Origin of the sequence: Synechococcus sp. R55.4 (assembly GCF_047461935.1) — a bacterium.
Lineage (GTDB): Bacteria > Cyanobacteriota > Cyanobacteriia > Thermostichales > Thermostichaceae > Thermostichus.
The window spans coordinates 1-17,866 of record NZ_JANSIF010000008.1 but is presented as its reverse complement, the minus strand read 5'-3'; the positions used below and the strand labels follow the sequence as shown (position 1 = coordinate 17,866).

At 51.2% G+C, this 17,866-nt stretch carries 11 protein-coding genes and 1 pseudogene; all 12 read left to right on the top strand.

Annotated features, from left to right (window positions below; all coding sequences use genetic code 11):
* The 12 genes and pseudogenes from cas2 (at window position 1) to NW842_RS03165 (ending at window position 17,222) form a co-directional block, all read left to right on the top strand.
* Window positions 1–279: a CRISPR-associated endonuclease Cas2 gene (cas2, locus tag NW842_RS03220; protein ID WP_414356002.1), complete on the top strand. Its 279-nt coding sequence runs from the start codon at window positions 1–3 to the stop codon at window positions 277–279.
* A 109-nt stretch (window positions 280–388) separates the two neighbouring features.
* Window positions 389–3,517: a type III-B CRISPR-associated protein Cas10/Cmr2 gene (gene cas10, locus NW842_RS03215; RefSeq protein ID WP_414417459.1), complete on the top strand. Its 3,129-nt coding sequence runs from the start codon at window positions 389–391 to the stop codon at window positions 3,515–3,517.
* A 5-nt stretch (window positions 3,518–3,522) separates the two neighbouring features.
* Window positions 3,523–4,638 carry a type III-B CRISPR module-associated Cmr3 family protein gene (locus NW842_RS03210; protein ID WP_414417458.1) on the top strand — a complete coding sequence of 372 codons (1,116 nt, stop codon included), beginning with the start codon at window positions 3,523–3,525 and terminating at the stop codon, window positions 4,636–4,638.
* Window positions 4,635–5,531 carry an RAMP superfamily CRISPR-associated protein gene (locus tag NW842_RS03205; protein WP_414417457.1) on the top strand — a complete coding sequence of 299 codons (897 nt, stop codon included), beginning with the start codon at window positions 4,635–4,637 and terminating at the stop codon, window positions 5,529–5,531. Before NW842_RS03210 ends, NW842_RS03205 begins: the two co-directional genes overlap by 4 nt.
* Before the next feature lie 2 nt (window positions 5,532–5,533).
* Entirely contained in the window at window positions 5,534–6,112 is a 579-nt protein-coding gene (locus tag NW842_RS03200) for a hypothetical protein (protein WP_414407813.1), read from the top strand.
* A complete protein-coding gene (locus NW842_RS03195) occupies window positions 6,072–7,790 on the top strand; it encodes an RAMP superfamily CRISPR-associated protein (RefSeq protein WP_414417456.1) in 1,719 nt (572 codons plus the stop codon). The genes NW842_RS03200 and NW842_RS03195 overlap by 41 nt, the downstream gene beginning before the upstream one ends.
* Before the next feature lie 41 nt (window positions 7,791–7,831).
* Window positions 7,832–8,479: a Uma2 family endonuclease gene (locus NW842_RS03190; protein ID WP_414398464.1), complete on the top strand. Its 648-nt coding sequence runs from the start codon at window positions 7,832–7,834 to the stop codon at window positions 8,477–8,479.
* An 85-nt stretch (window positions 8,480–8,564) separates the two neighbouring features.
* Window positions 8,565–10,268, top strand: coding sequence for a hypothetical protein (locus NW842_RS03185; protein WP_414417455.1), 1,704 nt, complete (start codon window positions 8,565–8,567; stop codon window positions 10,266–10,268).
* A gap of 14 nt (window positions 10,269–10,282) precedes the next feature.
* Window positions 10,283–12,304 carry an AAA family ATPase gene (locus tag NW842_RS03180; protein ID WP_414417454.1) on the top strand — a complete coding sequence of 674 codons (2,022 nt, stop codon included), beginning with the start codon at window positions 10,283–10,285 and terminating at the stop codon, window positions 12,302–12,304.
* Between the two features lie 152 nt (window positions 12,305–12,456).
* Window positions 12,457–13,800: an RNA polymerase sigma factor RpoD/SigA gene (locus tag NW842_RS03175; protein ID WP_414417453.1), complete on the top strand. Its 1,344-nt coding sequence runs from the start codon at window positions 12,457–12,459 to the stop codon at window positions 13,798–13,800.
* A 29-nt stretch (window positions 13,801–13,829) separates the two neighbouring features.
* A pseudogene (locus NW842_RS03170) lies at window positions 13,830–14,315 on the top strand (phospholipase D-like domain-containing protein); the annotation flags it as partial.
* 636 nt (window positions 14,316–14,951) lie between these two features.
* A complete protein-coding gene (locus NW842_RS03165; protein ID WP_414417484.1) occupies window positions 14,952–17,222 on the top strand; it encodes a C-terminal helicase domain-containing protein in 2,271 nt (756 codons plus the stop codon).
* The last annotated feature ends 644 nt before the right edge of the window (window positions 17,223–17,866 follow it).

Here is a 17,866-nt window from a genome sequence, read left to right as displayed (position 1 = left end):
ATGCAGCTCTACGTCATCACCTACGACATCCCCGACAACAAACGACGCAAGAAAGTCTCTGACTTGCTTGAAGGCTATGGCCGGCGGGTTCAGTACAGCGTCTTTGAATGCCGGCTGGAGCAGCATCAGTACCAAGACTTGAAACGCCGACTTCAACCTCGTCTCTATTTGCCGGAAGACCATATTCGTTTCTATCCCCTCACCGACCACACCCTGGCCAAGGCGGAAAGTTGGGGTGGGCCAGAGGTGCTCTCCCCGCCAGGATCCCTTGTTGTTTAGCAATATGAACTATTTTGCCGTTCGCATTACCGGTGGCAGCAGGATATAGGTATCTGTTTATGCTGTTGTTCAAGTGTGCAGATTGCTTCTTTTGGAGGGAGTGGAACTCATGGAAAAAATGTTTTTCCGCCGCAAACTGTTTGCTCTGCTACATGATCCCCAGCTCAAGTCTTTGTATCAGTACAAAAACGGCAAAGGCCCTTGGCAGCAGGTGGCGGAGTTGTATCATCACGGGGCAGAGCTGGAGGAGTGGTGGCAGTCTCATCAGGGGGTGATTTCAGATCACATCGCTGCCGCCTCAGATCGATTAACCATCAGAAACGTCTATAAAGATGCGGAGCAACTGGGCGGGCTTACCCAAGTGGAAGTGCGTCACCCTCTGTCGGGAGAAAAGCAGGATATCCAGATTTGGAGTCAGCTAGCGGAAGCGCAACTGGAGGAGATCCAAAATCGGATCATCCCCTATGAGCAGGTGCGCCATGCGGATCCGGAAAAAGCCTTCTGGTGGTTCTGGCGGTTTTATCCCCAATTGGTGGTTCAAGAAACTGGGATCAGCACTCCTGCTGCTCTTTTGTTGCCTGCCGACACCCGCATCCCAGACTGTCCCATCCACGATCACAACAGTATTGTCTCGGCGCTGGCCGGAGCCCTATTCCCGCGCGGGTGGAAACCCTCAAATTCGGTTTCTCATGCCGATCTCTTGTTGTTCACCTTCTCGCCGGTGCAGGAGTTCATCAAATCCTCTAGGAAGCTGTTGGATTTTTGGTCGGGATCCTATCTGCTGCACTACCTGAGTGCCCGCCTCTGCTGGTTCATTGCTGAGCGCTATGGGCCGGATGCGGTGATCACACCTTCTCTGTGGGGCCAGGAGATCATCGATGCCTGGATCCTGAAGAAGTTTCCGGAGTTTGAGTGCTATTTCCGAGAGATCGACCGGCTTGATACCCGCAATGGAGATGCCCAGGGATCCACTCCTATAAGTCGATTCAACGATTGCGTGTCCACCAGCCTGAGCACTGCCGGGTTTCCCAATGTGATCACAGCTCTGTTGCCCAGAAAAGAATCCAAAGCCTTTGCAGAGGAACTGGCCCAGGAGATGCGCAAGATCTGGAAAGAGATCGGAACTAAAGTCCGGGATCATATCCGCGAGAGATGTATCCAAACCCTCAATGATAGAGGCTCGGAGATCTGGAAAAAGATTGCCCCAATGATGGGTACGACTGAAGGCTCCCACATCAACTACCAGAGAGAATTCGAGAAGTGGAAGCACCCATCCAATTGGGAATGGAACAAGCTCTGGAATGCTCAACTGGATCACACTTGGGAAAGCTACTGGACTTCGGTCCCCCTAGGGGATCCCGACAAGCCGTTGCAGGCAAATACCAAAGATCCCGGCTACACGTTATGGAAAGAATCTCAGCAAACCCTAGCTCAAAGCCGATTTGAATTGCCGACCAACCCTGAAGAAAAAGCCTACGGAAATTTGAATGTGGGCACCTGGTGGGGCAGCTTGCAGGCGCGTCTGGGCCAGTCGATTCAGGCCATCAAAAATACCCGTACCTGGCAGGTCCCAGTGGCCCCTGGGGAGCGGTCTACCCTCTCAGGCATGTACAGTGCAGTTCACCCCAATCTGCTCTATCGGGATCGATTCTGTGAAGGGGCAGGGCTACCGGCGGGATCCCTGCGCATGTTCTGGAAACTGATGGCCGAAGTTTATCCGGGGCTTTTCAATGGCTCGGAGATGTTGAACGCGGTGGAACTGACCAAACGCATGGCCTGGAAGTACGGGGGCATTGCCGAGTCTCTGGGGGTGGCCAAAGAAGAGGACGATCTGGAGAACTTGATCCGGTTTCCCAACCTCAGCTCCATCGCAGCAGCCCGCTTTGCCCATGATGCTCCTGAAAAGGTGAAACTGTACTGGCAGGTGCTGGAGCAGCAGATCAGGTGGGATCTCCCTGAATATCGAGATCGGTTTGGATCCCTGACGCGCCGCCCCTTTCAGGTGCCGAAGACGGATGAGCGAATGATCCCTAATCCCCAACCCCTTTCCCAGAAGACGAGGGGAGAAGCACCCTACAACGGAGTGATGTTTTCCAGCAGGTGGCTGGTGGACGATCTGGGCCTTCAGGATCCTGAAGATATTGCCCTATTGCGAGAAGCCGTGGATCAAGCCCATCGACAGGTGGGGCTATCCGGGGGCAGTCCCTCTGACTGGTGGGCAATTGTGTTGGCCGATGGAGATAGCATGAGCAAGTATGTCAGCGGCTCCAGGCTGCACCCCTACGAAACCTACCTGGCCGAAGGAGTTGCCGATCAATTGAAGAAAAATGGCTTGGAGTGGCAGCAGCTTTTGAAGAATGTCAAAAAGCGCATGGGTCCGGCCACCCACGTGGGCCTCAACCGAGCCTTGTTGGATTTCTCCAATCGGCTGGTTCCTTACTTAACGGAAAAACGCTTCTGCGGTCGGGTGGTCTACAGTGGCGGGGATGATGTCATGGCTTTGCTGCCCCTAGAAGATTTGCCCGAATATCTCCTCTCCCTGCGTGCAGCTTGGTGTGGGAAAGCGGATCCCAAAGGCGAGTTCAGATCGCAAGGAGGATTTTGGCATCCCCAGCCGGGTCGAGATCTCTCCGGCCTACCCAATCGTCCCCTTTTCACCATGGGCGAAGGAGCCACCATGAGCATCGGCGTGGTGATCGCCAACAAAGGGATCCCTCTTCCCACCGTTTTGGAAAACCTCTGGGAGGCTGAGAAGCATCGGGCCAAAAAGATCCCTGGCAAGGATGGTCTTTGCTTCCGAGTCATTTACCAATCCGGGAATACCTTGGAGGCCCTGATGAAAGGGGAACTGCTGGAGAAATGGTGGGCCTGGTTGCAGCAGGGGCCGGAACTGGATCTGGGGCCTGTACTGTATCGTTTGGCCGAAGAATTGCCGCTGCGCTGTGTGATCTCTGCAAATAACAAGCTGTTTGAGCTGGCCACCACCACCATTTTGGCGCGACGAGACCGAGCTGAGGAGCTGAAGTCCGTTCAGGATCCCTTGGTGAACTGGATCAATGCCTGGGAAAGCTGGGCATTCGAGTTGCAAAGCGAGTCAGAGGCTCTGGGCGCCACTCCGGTAGATTTGGCTAATCTCTTGAGATTCTCAGCCTTTTGGATAGACAAGAAAAAACAACGGGACGATTGGATCAAAAAGCCTCAGGAAATTGTTGAAGATTTATTTCCACAAGGCAGGTAATTCTCATGTCTGAAACCCAACTGCACTGGTATGCCCTAGAGCCTATCGATGTGCTGCTCTTTCGCGAGAGCAAACCTTTTTCTCCTGGCGAGGGATCCTGGGCGAAAGGGTTATTTCCCCCTATGCCCATCACAATCTTTCAGGCCCTGCGCTCTGCCCTACCCTACGCTTCAGACAAGGCTCGAAATCTCAAGTTTCTGGGGCCGTTTCTCCTGGATGAGCGAGATACGCTCTGGCTACCGACTCCCAAAGATCTGTTGGCTACGGGTCAATCGGATCCCCATGCCGATCCAGACACGACCCCAGAAGACAACTTCGAAGAGAAAGTCCGGGGAGACCAATACTCTCGCCTACAGCCGGCTGAGGGGGATCCTTGGAAACCTATCGGCTGGGATGATCAAAAACTCCCGCCCCTGGTGCCCCCCTCTCTCAAAAAAGGGGAGTACATCAAAGGCCGTCCCCACCCCTGGATGCGGGCCTCGGCACTGAGTGCTTATCTCCAAGGATCCCTACCCCAGGCCGGCGACTTTCATGAGGATCCCTGGGATACCCAGGTGTTACCTCACATCGACATCAAACCCGATACCCGCCAGGTGAAAGATGAAGCTGGCTACTTCACCGAGGTGGCAACCCGACTGCGGTGGGGATGGCGATTGGCGGCAGCCATCAGTGCTCGGATCCCGACCACCACCGTTCGCCTGGGGGGAGAGGGGCATCGCGCCTTGGTCACGCCTCTGGAAGATTGGGATCCTGGCATCGATTGGGAGCGATTTCGGCAGGGGACGGGTCGGGTGGCTTATCTCCTCACTCCGGGCCTAGCGCAGCCTGAAGCGGATCCCCGTATCTATCAGGCTTACCCTTCCCAGTGGCAGCCTTATCTGGCAGGATGCGCTACGGATCGGGCCTTGCTTTGGGGTGGAATTTCTGCGGTTCGGCGGCAGGGCAGTGAGCGATTGGACTTTGCGCTGCTACCCCAACGGGCCTTCATTCCCGCCGGTACGGTGTATCACTTTAAGGGGGATCCGCCACCGCCAAGGCAGCTTGTGGGTAACCCATGCGCCCAGTTGCAGACTTTTGCATCGTTGAATTACGGCACACTTTTGTGGGGGATTGTGAAATGATTCAACCTGACTTTCGCGTTGGCTATCTTTACAGCCTTGCCCCCATCCATTGCGGTGGAGAAGGCGACCTAGGCAACATCCTGGAAATTGCCCGTGAATCTCACACCAACTTTCCTTACATCCCAGGTTCTTCTTTGCGAGGAAGCCTGCGGAACGAGGTAACACTTCAAGATCCGACAATTGCCGATACTCTCTTTGGACGAGAACTCCAAAAAGATGGCCAAATGGGGGTTCACCAAGTCTGGTTTGGAGATGCCCGTTTATTGTGGGTGCCGATGCGCACCATGTCTCTAAAAGGATCCGATTCCGTTTTCTGTTGGGTAAGTTGTCATTCTCTACTGCGAGATCACGCCTTGCTGTGCCGTCAGCCTCTTCCAGTTCTGCCCAAAGCCCCTGTAGGAACAAAACCTGGCGTTTATGTTGTGGCAGACGCAGAAGTGCGTGTTGAGAAACTCCCTGAAGGGCAGACCTTCTCACTGGCCGGGGAATGGCCCGCTGTTTTACAGGGGGATACCCAAGCAACCTGGAAAAATAATCGGATCATTCTTCCCGATAGCGACTTCCAGATCCTCATGGAGCACTCCCTTTGGACACAGATCCGCAACAAGATCCAGGAAGATTCGGAAGGAGCCAACCAGGTAGGCTCAGCAGAGGTGTTCTGGACAGATGTGTGCATTCCTCGTGACACCATTCTCTACTTCGCCTGGGGATATAGCCCCCTGCCCAACCAGGAAAACCTCACCCAAGAGCATGAGATTTTGATCAATGTTCTCCAAGGTTTGTTCCAGGTGGGGGGGCAAGCCAATGTTGGGCGAGGCTGGGTTCAAGGATGGGTCTCCAATGCCTCTGATCCCACCCCACAAGCTAAATCTGAGAACACTGTTAGGAGTTAAGAATGTCGAAGAACAAGCACATGAAGAGCTTTTCTAAGCCTGTTACTCCAAACTCCAAATTGGAAAACAAAGCTGTGCCTTCTCACCAGCGGAGGGAGATCAACAGCTCTTCCGACTCTGCACCATCTGAGCAGCGATCAGCAAGCGTACGCCCAGAGCATACCAGCTTACTGGCCTATAAACACATTCAACAGTACATGAGATCCCAAGGGAAAGAGTTTCTTTCTCAGGAGGATCTTAATGCGGTACTCCGACTTTCTCAACACCTGAGAGTTTTCGGCCTGCTCTCGGCCATAGGATACGTTAACCAGTCCAATGCTCAAGAAGGTAAGGTGAGACAGAGAACAGTTCCTGTCTGGACTTCTTTATTGGGGCAACTGGTTACCGAAGATAATTCTCTGGAGCCCAAAGCATTAATGCAGAGGATCCAAGCTCTGGCAAGCGACCAACCTGTAGAATACCTCGCCCTTTGGAGACGATCTTTAATCTTGGCGAATCACTGGAACTTTTGGGCTAGAGCTTATCTTTCAGGAGATACAAATGGAGAAAACACTGATGTACACCGGGCCGCGTCTAATTAAGCTATTGGCTGAGCAACATCAAAAGCGATCCTCAAACCTTTTCCGTCAGGGAACTTTCACTTTGCGTTGGCGAGCAAAAGTGGGATCCTATCCTCATCCCGATGTGGAAACGCTTGTTTCAGCAGGGGAACCCTGTGGGCCATGGCAGCCCAAAAGAGGTCGGCCAGAGGATAAGCGCAATGTTGGTGAAAACTGGGAACTTATGCCTGACTTGCCTCTCAACGGGTACATTCCAGGTTCTTCAATCCGAGGGATCGTCCGGGCCTGGGCAAAACAACAACCGGAGCGGATCCCCAAGATGGAAGCCCTCCTTGGATTTCAAAAAGGGACTGTCATCTCGGCAGGAAAAATTCAATTTCTCGACGCTTGGCCCCTAGAGCCTACCCGTTTAAGCCTGGATATCGTCAATCCTCAACAGAACTTCCAGGTGTTTCACCAAGGTCAGGGCACTCCTTTATCGCTCTACACACTGGGTGATGGTCAGAGACCTGTTGATTTTCTCGTGGCCATCCAAGGCGTTCCCGGCACAACTGAAGAAGAAGTTGATGAAGTTTGGTCGTGGGTTCAGCAAGCCCTAAAAGTCCTGGGGATAGGCGGGCGCACTGCTTCTGGATATGGTCGGATTCTGGTTCCTGATCACAAGGGATCCAGACAGTCAAATGAAAGCATATCAAGTGTGCTCTTTAGATTCCGTCTCTCCAGCCAGGGTAATGCAGGCCCTGACATGAAAACCCTGGAGCTGCGACCTTCTCACTGGCGAGGCTGGCTCCGCTCCTGGGCACTGCGATTTTTCTTGGGAGTTATGAGCCAAGAGAATGCAGAGAAGACAGCAAGCGAGCTTTTTGGAACCCTAGAACCTAAGTCTCAAAAAGGGTGCATAAGGCTGGAAATGATCCAAGGGGATCCCTGGGCACGCAAGTCAAAAAACTTCCCAACCTTCTACTCATGGCAGGGAGAACTTAGAATTGAAGCTCCCAAAGAGATCCTCATGGGAATCCTTCTCCCCATTGTGCGAGTTGCAGTGATGACCGGAGGAGTAGGGCGAGGTTGGAGAAGACCACTTCACATTTTCATGATGGAAAGAAGAGACAACTCTCCGGTTCCTGCAGCCCGAGGCAGTCACCTGACGCTTGATATCAAAATTAAGGGTGAGTACAGGGTGTTTGGAATACCTCTTGAACCAGAAAAATGGAGGCAAGTATACGAAGAGTGGTATCAAAAAGTTGGACAAATCTGGCCGGAACGTTTGCTCAGTGGATCCCAGAATCCCAACTGTGAGGCATTTTCACCCAGCAGTTGTGCCGTATTCGCCGTCCCTGGCCCTGAACAGGATCCGGTTAATGCTTCAGATTTAAGTTGGGTTGATCCCAATGATGCAGAAAGTACGCGAGGAGATGGTATGGGGCTGGTTTATCAACAAGATCAACGCAGAAACTACAAGCGAAACCCCGATCTTGGCGGAGATGCTGCGCGAGGCAGTGCCCATTGCTCTTGGGTGACGATTAGGAGACACAAGATTAAGCACAAACAAGCTGGTACTCAATGCCAGGAAGTGGTCTGCTTATTCATGGGAGGTGTCCAAGCTGGCTGCCAGCATGTCCGTTCCCAGTTTCTCGATGACTTATCTCGAATACAAGGCAGTCTCTATCTCTTTGGTCTGAAGCCTGAACAGCCTTGAAAAGATGATCTTTTTGCTCCTTCTAGACTGATCTCGAGGAGATGAAGTCTGATATGCTCATCATTCCCACTCGCTCACATCTTCCCGAACAACGGGTCATTTTCCATCACCTTACCTGGGATCGCTACCAGCAGATCCTTCAGGCACTAGGAGAGCACCGTTCTTCTCGCTTGATCTACGACCGGGGTACTCTGGAAATCACCATGCCACTCGAAGATCACGAGTTTTTGGTCAGGATGATTGATCTCTTCGTACGCATCCTGGCTACTGCATACTTAGGACAGATTAAAACTATGGGCTCTACAACTCTTAATTATCCCCATATAGAGCGAGGAGCAGAACCTGACAATGCCTACTACTTACAGAATCAACCTAAAGTCAAGGGACGCACTGTAGATTTTAGCCAAGATCCGCCTCCAGATCTGGTGGTGGAAGTTGACATAACCCACAGTACTATCAACAAGTTAGCCCTCTATGCTGCCATAGGGATCCCTGAGTTGTGGCGGTTCAATGGTGAGGAACTGCGAATCTATCAACTTACTGCGCAAGGCTACCAAGAGTTAGAAATCAGTCCTAGTTTTCCAGGGGTTCCCAAAGACAGACTCTACCAATTCTTATCAGAGGCTCGAGAGAATGAGATTCAGGCTGAACAGAATCTACGCAACTGGATCCAGGAGCAAAAGCTATGATTGCCCATTCTCGCTCCGAAGCTTCTGTCAACTTGCCCTGAAAGACATCTATGAGAAGGTGAACTTTGATCCTAAGTGAGGAACTATGGCTACTCTGATTGCTAACATTGGCACCTCTGATCTGACAGTAAAAATTCAAGGCTTTGAGTACTACATTCCTGTGGGCTTTGACCGAGATGAACCAAACGAAGTTGCCGAGGATCTAACAGAAGACGAAAAAGTGATATGGGAAAGAAGTAGTCGAGAAGACTTTGTTGCCAATGGGCTCTGCAAAGAGCTGGGTGTAGAGGTTAGAGGTCAAGGCAGGAATGCCTACAGCTTCCGCGAACTAACAGAGAAACTTCTTGCCGCCTATCAACGGGAGCCCGATTTTTGGCAGGAGCGCATTCGACCTGGAAGAATCTGGGGGGTAATCCATACCGCCATTGAGGAGTTTTCAGTTAAAAAAATCAACATTTTTGTTACCAATCAAAATCCCCCTCAGCATCAGGATACTTGCTTCTTGTTCGAGATCATTAAAAGGTGGATTGAGAGACATTTACAGCGGGAGGATATTCTCTTTCTAAAGCGAGTGATCCCTCAGAACGTCAAACCTAACCAACAGGATCTTGTCCTCAACGAGTATTATCGCTTCTTTGTTGACGAGATTGATTCAAACGAGGTGGTTCTTGTCAGTACTAAAGGTGGAACCCCTCAAATGCAGACAGCCCTTCGTCTGCAATCAATCACTGCTGACATCCCCAAGCTGCTGTTTCTGGATCCGGTTCTTTCAAAGCAGAAGGTGCTTCGAGGGGAGCCCTCGCCTTGCACTCGGACTTCATATTGGCAATACCAGCGGACACAGAAATATCGCGTTGTCATGCAACTGCTAGAACGTTTTGACTTTGCGGGAGCTTGTCAAGTTCTCAAGAGCTGGCAATCCATTCTGTCTTTTCAAATTGAGCAGGGCGTAGTAAGCAAATCCCAGCTACATTCCAGCAGGAAACTGGTTGATGATGCAATCAGAGGGTTACAAGTGGCAGACTCACTCATGAACTTAGATATCGAGGCTGCCAGAGCTTCCAAGAAAGAGATGAATCTGGATATAAGTTTGGATCTAGACACTCGAATCAATCAGGCCATTGGAAACCACAGTATTTTGCTTAACTTATATTCCCAATGCAAGATATACAAACAGAATCAGCAGATCTCCCATTTTCTTTCAAGAATGTCTTCACTTTGTGAGGAAATTCTCGATGAAGTTATCGAAAAGCTTGGCGGTCGTCAGTACCTGAAGTCAGCTACTGTGGGATCCCGAGTTGAGATTCGTGAAATTAAGCGACTGCTGCCTCAAGATCAGCTTGGCTTGCTGGACTCTTTAGATTATTTCAAAGATGGAGAATATGCAAAGATTCTCTATCGCGCGAGTAAGCTTAGTTTTTTGGCCATCCTTCTTGCCATCCGCAAGAATGTAGGAAAGAATGGAGCCTGTGAGGATAAATCCTTGTCAGATCTAAAAGAAAAAATTGATAGCCTAGAATTTTGGATCCGCAAGCGCAATGAGATGATCCATGACAGTCAGGGATTCTCTAGCAACCGCATCTCTGAATTAAATAAAGAGGCGAAACAGAAAGGAGCCTGTCCTTACGAAGATATCTTGAAAGTTTTGGCTGATATTCTTATATCTCCTCTTTTGAAGCTGCCCAATATCGATAAGCAGCGCCTTATTACAGATGATGATCTCTACCTCTATACCGACCTAAAGACCTGGGCGAGGGAGAGACTTCTTCGAGACTTGCGTTCTTTCTGAAGGAGAACAAACTGATGACTGTAAGCTCTTCCTACTACAACCACATTCTTATCGGGATTCCCGCTAGCGGCAAGTCAACACTGGCAAAAGTCTTAGCCGCAACTTGGCAAGGTTCTCAAGTTGTTAGCACCGATAATATTCGTCAAGAGTTGTACGGGGATCCCTTAATCCAGGGCAACTGGTCGGAAATTGAGGATTTGGCTCTTGCTCGGATTCACAAGGCTTATCAGCACGGCCAAGTCATTATCTACGATGCTACCAATGCCTACCGTTCCTGGCGGCTGGATCTGCTGCAAAAGTTGCCCGGCGCAAATTGGATTGGGTGGCATCTGACCACTCCCCTAGAGGTCTGTAAGCAGAGAAATCAGCAGCGGGATCGTCAAGTGCCAGTCTCTTCGATAGAAGCAATGGCTCAGGCATTAAAGACTTTTCCGCCCATACCCGCAGAGGGATTCCTGGATGTACTGACCTTAGATTTATCTGGATCCCTGCCTACCCAAGAACAAATTCTCGAGAAAGTCAGTGGTATTCCTCGCACCTTGATTAACCGTCAGAACGCCACTCGAAAGGCGACGCTACACGGCTACTCTCGGCTGCTTGACTTTGAGCGCTTGCTCCATCTTCTGGCTATTTTGATCCATCATCCCGGCAGTACTCTGGAGGAAATCACCCACCGAATAGCCTCTGAAAAGGGATCCGTGTACGCCGATCCTGAACTGCTGTCTGAAGATCTCATCTGGCTGAAGCAGAGTGGTTTGCTCTGTCACGCCGGCGAGAACAGTGCAGGGGAGCAGCACCAGCTCTTGGTTCAACCCGAAAACCGGCAGCCTCTGACCTTTGCCACCCACGCTTATTCTGACTGGGATAGCTTCAGCCGCTTGATTTATACCATTCGCCTGATTTTGACCCAACCCTTCCACTTTGATCCCGAGCTGGGCAGCTTGGAAAGCTTGAACCGTGAGCTCCAGCAACAGGGTTGGGTGAAAGGGCAAAACAGAGATGCCATCCGTAAGGACATCGAAAAGGTCTTGAAGCCCTACCAGATTTTGCCGTCTTTTCCCATGAAGCGAGGCTACTTCACTCACTCTGGGATCTTCAGTCGCCATGAACTCAAGCAGATCTACCGGCTTTTGCAGGTGAGCACTCGCGCTCTAGAAAACCCTTGGGAGCAGGCGGTTTATGAAATGGTGGAGCAGCGTATGCGCCTCAGCCACATCGATACTTCTGAGATCTACCCCACTCGTCGGCTGGGCAATCAACCCATTGTGGATCCCGCCTTGGCTCCTTCCGGTACCTTGGCGGATCGCCGTGGCTTGCAGGTGGTCGAGGAAGCGATGGAGACGGGGGAGCTGCTAGAGGTAAAGCGTTTGCCGGGAGCCACCTTCCCCGGAGAGGCTGTGGAGAGCTTTCGCATCTGGCCCCTGCAACTGGTCTTTCATCAAATCGCGTGGTACCTGGGCTGCGAGTATCACAGCCCGAAGAGGCAGGGACTGATGCGGTTTGAGCGGATGGATCGGCTCTTTCTCAACCGGCGACATTGTGCAACGCGCTCCCGCCAAGAGCAGTTGGCTGCTCTGGAACGCCTGCACAAGCTCTACGATGTCAGTGCTGGGATCTTTTTGGGCAATGACCCGCATCTGCAGAAGCAGATCCTCAGTCGGGATCCCAATGAGCGCCGCCAAGCAGAAGTAACTCTGGAACTTTGGTTTAGCGACCGGATCTTCCCCTTCGTGAGCGAGGGCACCCGACGCTTTAAGCACCAGCGTATGTCCCCCCGTATTTCCGGATCTTCGCGGCCTAGATCTATCTTCAACTTGCCCCCCACGGGAGACAGTCGGTTTCCCCACCGGCTCAAGGTGGTCTTGCCCCTTTGGTCCCTAGAGGATGTCGACCTCAAGCGCTGGATCTTGGGCTTTGGGGGAGAGGTGTTGGTGGTCAGCCCAGAGCCCCTTCGGCAAATGATTCAGGACGCGGGGCAGGCGATCTCGGTTTTGTACAGGGATCCCTTAGCCGATCAGGAGCAAGAAAGCTCGTAAAAGAAAGTATTGGCCACTTTCTTCTCTAACGCCCAAAACATTTGTCCGGCAAAGGTTTTCCAGGTTTTAAGCAGAACTCTCCAATACTTTGTGTGGTTAGGGCTGAGCACGGGAGCCCAACTAAAGTAACAACAGGTCACCGGAGTAGGGTAGTGGTTGCTCAACTGGATGTGGAAGACATTCGAGGGATCCGATCGGTCGCCGAGGTGGCCGATCTCTTTGCATCCTTGGGGTACGCTCTGGTGGGGCAACCGTTGGATATAACGGTGCTGGAGCTGCCGGCTTATTTTGACAGACTTCGGGCTGGATATGTCCTGGCGGAATATCGGCAGGGATATTTCCGGCAGGTGGTGCTGCTGTTTGAAGTGAGGCCCGGCTCTCCAGAGTTGGGTGTGCTGATGCACAAGCTGGCCCGACGTCTGGCCCAACGCCCAGAATCCTACCTGTTGCTGGCCACAGCCGATGGTTACCACTGTCTGCACATCACCAGCAGCAGCCAAGCTGGGAAGGTCTACAGCTTCCAGGTCAACTGCCAGGATCCTTCTTACCAAGAGCGCAACTGGATCCGCAACTTGGTCTTGCAGGGTCGGTCGCTACGGGCCGCCCAACAGCACCAGCAGCAGGTAATACGTCATGCCGCAGTCCAACAAGAAGAGGCGACACAGATCAAAAGGCGGGATTTGCAGGACAGCGTAAAGTCTTACCTGCGCGAGATTGGCCGCTACCCCCTCCTGAATCGGGCAGAGGAAACGACTCTATTTCGCCAGATGGCCACCTTCCCCGGCACCGAGCAGGCGACGCGGGCACGGGAGAAGTTGATTGCGCACAACTTACGCCTTGTGGTGTTCATTGCCAAGCGCTATCAAGAGCAGGGGCTTGATCTATTGGATCTGATCCAGCAGGGCAACTTAGGTTTGATTCAGGCCATCGAGAAGTTTGACTATACCCGTGGAACTCGTCTGTCTACCTATGCCACCTGGTGGATCCGACAGTCCATCACTCGAGCAATAGACACTCAAGCTCGTCTGATCCGGCTGCCCAGTCATGTCTGGGAAAAGATCCGGCGCCTGAAGAAAGTGGCTTGCCAGTTGTCGCAAGATTTGGGGCGGACTCCCACTGTGGCGGATCTGGCTTCGGTCTGCGACTTTTCTCCTGAAGAAATCCGACAATTACTGGATTGGAATCAGGGGATCGGCTTTCTGGATGCACCTCTATTTGGGGATGTTTTGCTGGTGGATAGCCTCGCGGATCGGTCTCGGATCCCAGAACCTAGTTGGGAGGAGATGGAGCATCAGGAAATGCTTGAGAGAGTCTTCGCCTTGCTTAAGCTAAGAGAGCAACAGGTGCTTACCCTTCGCTTTGGGTTAAACGGCCATAAACCTCATTCCCTGGCCGAGATTGGTCGGCTTTGGAACCTCAGTCGCGAGCGGGTGCGCCAGATTGAGGAAAAAGCGCTTCGGTCTCTGCGTGCTCGTTGCAGAAGTTGGCCTAAATAAGCATTAACAAATAAGCATTAAAAGGAAGGATGGTAATCCATATGTCGCTACCGACATATATTGATAATCAGAGACATAAATTAACGAATGTTATCCAGAGGCTGATCTTTCTGGAAAAGCAGACTGAGCTAGATATTGCTACCGGCTTCTTCCGTATCGAGGCTTGGATCAAACTGGAGCGAGCTTTTAATAAGCTCGCCCGTCTGCGCTTGCTGATTGGCCGGGATCCCACCATCAAACCGGCAGAGCCCCATCGAATTGATCTCCAAGATTATCTTCGCCGCGAGCTTCAGAGGCAGTTGGAAACTTCCACCTTTGAGTTGGAGTACAAGCAGTGTATCGATCGTCTGATTGCCTTTCTCAAGCAAGATCATGTGGATGTTCGGTTGTATGGGGCCATCGGGGAACGTACACCCTTTCTACATGCCAAAGCTTATCTATTTCCCAGCTACAGCATTGTGGGATCCAGCAATTTTACTGTTCCCGGTTTGGAAGGCAACACCGAGTTAAATGTATTGCTTGATAATGCCCAGGCAGCCCAGGAGATGCGCAACACCTGGTTTACAGAGTTTTGGGAGCATCCCAGTGTGGACAAAGACTATAAATCGAAACTTATTGCTGAGCTGGATCGATCCAAATTTGGCAGCCGTGCCTACACTCCTCATCAAATCTTGATGCGCTGCCTCTACACCCTGTTCCAGCCGAAGCAGGATCCAGTGGTCAAGGGGCAGGCCACAACCCTAGAATTGGCTGATTTCCAGCAGGAAGGGTTTGAACGAGCCCTAGAATTGCTGGAGCGCCATGGGGGGGTCATCGTTGCAGATGCGGTAGGCTTGGGCAAAACCTATATCGGACTGCGGCTGATCGACCATCTTCTAGCGGAGCGACGAAAACCGGGGTACCTGCCTCGGGCCTTGGTGATCAGCCCGGCTCAAGTTCGCAATCTCGTCTGGGAGCCGAAGCTGAGAGAGTTCGGTTTGGTGGCCGATTTGTTGTCTCAAGAGGAGCTAGGGCGATCTGACTTCAACAGCCGACGCTACAGCCACTGCGACATTGTCCTTGTGGACGAATCCCACAATTTCCGGAATAACTTAACCGCTCGATATGCCAACTTGCAACGCCTGATCTGTGGGGGACGCCGCAACAAATGGGTGGTGCTGCTCACGGCTACTCCCATCAACAACACAATTTTTGACCTCTATCATCAGGTGCTGCTGCTCACCCGCAACGATGATCACTACTACAGTAGCTGGGGGATCCCTAATCTATCCGCGCTGTTTAAGAAGCTGGACAAAGGTGAGGGGCAGATCACCGAGTTGTTGTTTCAGACCATGGTGCGTCGATCCCGCCTGGATGTGCTGAAACGTCAACAGGCAGGAGAGAAGATTATCATCGGTGGCCAAGAGATCCGCTTTCCGCGCAGGATTTTGAAGCAATTTACCTATAACTTCGAGAGTAGCTTCCAAGGTCTCTATAGCCGTTGGGTTGCCTACATTGAGAATCTGAACCTGGCTCCCTATAACCTGGAAAACTATGTGCGCCAGAAGAATGATAAGCTAACCGACCGTCAGTTACGCAATGAAGTGATCGGCAGCTTGATGAAAACCCTCTATCTCAAGCGGCTAGAGAGTTCAATCAAGGCTTTTGAGGTCAGCATCTGCTGGCAATCTGACTTCCAGGGACGATTTTTGGACTTGCTGCAGCAGGGTCACTTGTTAGATGGATCCAGCTATCGACGCCTGATGGCTCTGGAAGCTGAGGAGCAAGAGGATTCAGTGGAGCAGGTGCTGGTATCTCTGCCTGAGGTCAACCCTGAAGACTATGATTTGGACAAGCTGACCCAGGCAATCCAGGCCGATCAAAAAACACTGGCTCAGATTATTCAAGATCTCACCCGTATCCAGGCAAGGGTGCAGGCAGGAGAAGACTCTGATCTTAAGCTGATGGCTTTTAAACGAATGATGCTCAGCTTGGAACAGGACAAGGTGCTTGTCTTCACCTACTTTAAAGACACAGCCGAATACTTATACCAGCAGTTGCTGGAAGATAAACAATGGCTTGAGGCAATGGCTGAGAAGCGGAGCAGATATCGCAATTTCTCCTCAGGTTTGCGGGTGGGGTTATTAACCGGAAAAACCCCAAGCCGGGAACGGGAAATGCTGGTGAGAAGATTCGCGCCACGGGTCAATCGGCCATTTAGTAATCCTTCGGGTTGTGGAGAGGATTATCAGGAAGTCGGGTGTTCGCCTGAAGAGCAAATCGATCTGCTTATCTGCACCGATGTGTTGTCTGAAGGACAAAATCTTCAAGAAGCAGCAGTCCTTGTGAATTACGATCTGCATTGGAATCCGGTGCGAATGATCCAACGGGCAGGCCGCATCGATCGACTGGGATCCCCATTCGAGGAGTTGACGATCGTTAATGGCTTTCCCGAGCAAGGACTGGAACTGCTGTTGGGATTGGTGCGCAAGTTGCAACAGCGGATTGCCCTGATCGATCAGCAGGTGGGTCTGGATGCCAGTGTGCTGGGAGAGGTGATCTCGGAGCGTTCATTAGAGGAGATCCGACTCCTGAAGGAAGCTCAAACTCCCAGTGCTCAGAGTGAGATACTGCAAGCTCTGGAGAAGAAAGTTGACTTAGTCTCTATGGATGAAATGCGGTTTCCGTTGTTGGAGTTTATCCAGCAATCGGGGTTGCAAGCTGTCGAGGAGATCCCACTTGGGATCCACAGCACACGCTACCAAGCTCCGCAGGATGGACTATTTTTAGCTTTTCAAGTCAAAGATCGGCACTTCTGGCATTTCTACCCTCGAATAGAAGGTCGAATCTCTGTAAGTATCGACCATCTCCAGAGTGATTGGGGATCAATCTTTCAGCTTCTCTATTGCCGACCAGAAGATTTTCCAAAGCCCGATGATCTACCGCCTGCGCCTTTTGATGGTGAGATCTTCGAGGTGTTACAACCTGCGATCCAAAATCTGTTGAATCTGCTGAATCGAAGCCAGGGTAGCTCTTTATTGCAACCTAGTTTGCCTCAATGGTTGAGACGAATCTATCTCGTCCTCACTGAGGTAGAGGATGCTATTGAACTTGATGCGGTGACTGAAGAGGCCCGACAACGGGTTCTTGATTTGGTTATACATACTAAAAGCATTCGCACTTACGAGAGAGACTGTAAGGAATTCTGGAAAAACTATCAGAAGAATCGGGATGTTGCCAATCTAATTCACTCGTTGGATGAGTTGTTCATCGATGAGGGATTGTATAAGGGGTCCTCTTCCCGCCACCGGAGCCCGACATTTTTCACCCAAGAGGATGTGCAGCTCATCTGCTACCAGTGGTTTAGGTCAGACCCAGAGCCCCCGGCGGATCCCTACCTGTTCAGGCGGAGGCGAAAGGATCCCTACGAGGCCCTACATTGACGGTTGCTTCCTTTCGGGGCAGTGGAATTAATGAAAACTCAATGGAAAATTAATCGAGCCAAGCGAATAACTATTAAAATGAAGATTATCAAATAGCAAACAAATGTAGCGATACTCGTGGTTAAAAATAGAACTCCGCCCCATTTCCGGAGGAGAGGCTCCAGAAAGTTCGTGCATGGGAGGAGACGAATAGTCCACTTTACACTGGTATCATCGCCATCGAATTGAAATAACCAGGCCCAAAGATAGAAAAAATGAGTCGCGAGGTAGAGCGCAATATCGCTCTTTCTTGATTCAAAAACGCTAATGAATGTGATCATCAAAGCTATATGCACAAATGCCCATAAAGTAAGCAGCAAAATAAGCAGCGCTCCAAACATCATTAGAAGCCAACCGGCGACTCCAAGACGCATGAGAAACAGGGCACAGACAAAAAGGATCTCCACTCCAACTAGGAGAAGTTTGGTTGGTGTATTCAGGCTTTCATGTTCTACCATATTACTTCCTTTTTTCGCGTTGTTCGTAATATGTGTCTCAGACAAGCTTAATAACTGCAGACGTGATGATCTAGGTCGTGTTGATCTTATGTTAGGATAGAGAGAATAATTTATAGAGGAAAGAGGATGAAGTTGGTTTTCTTAGAT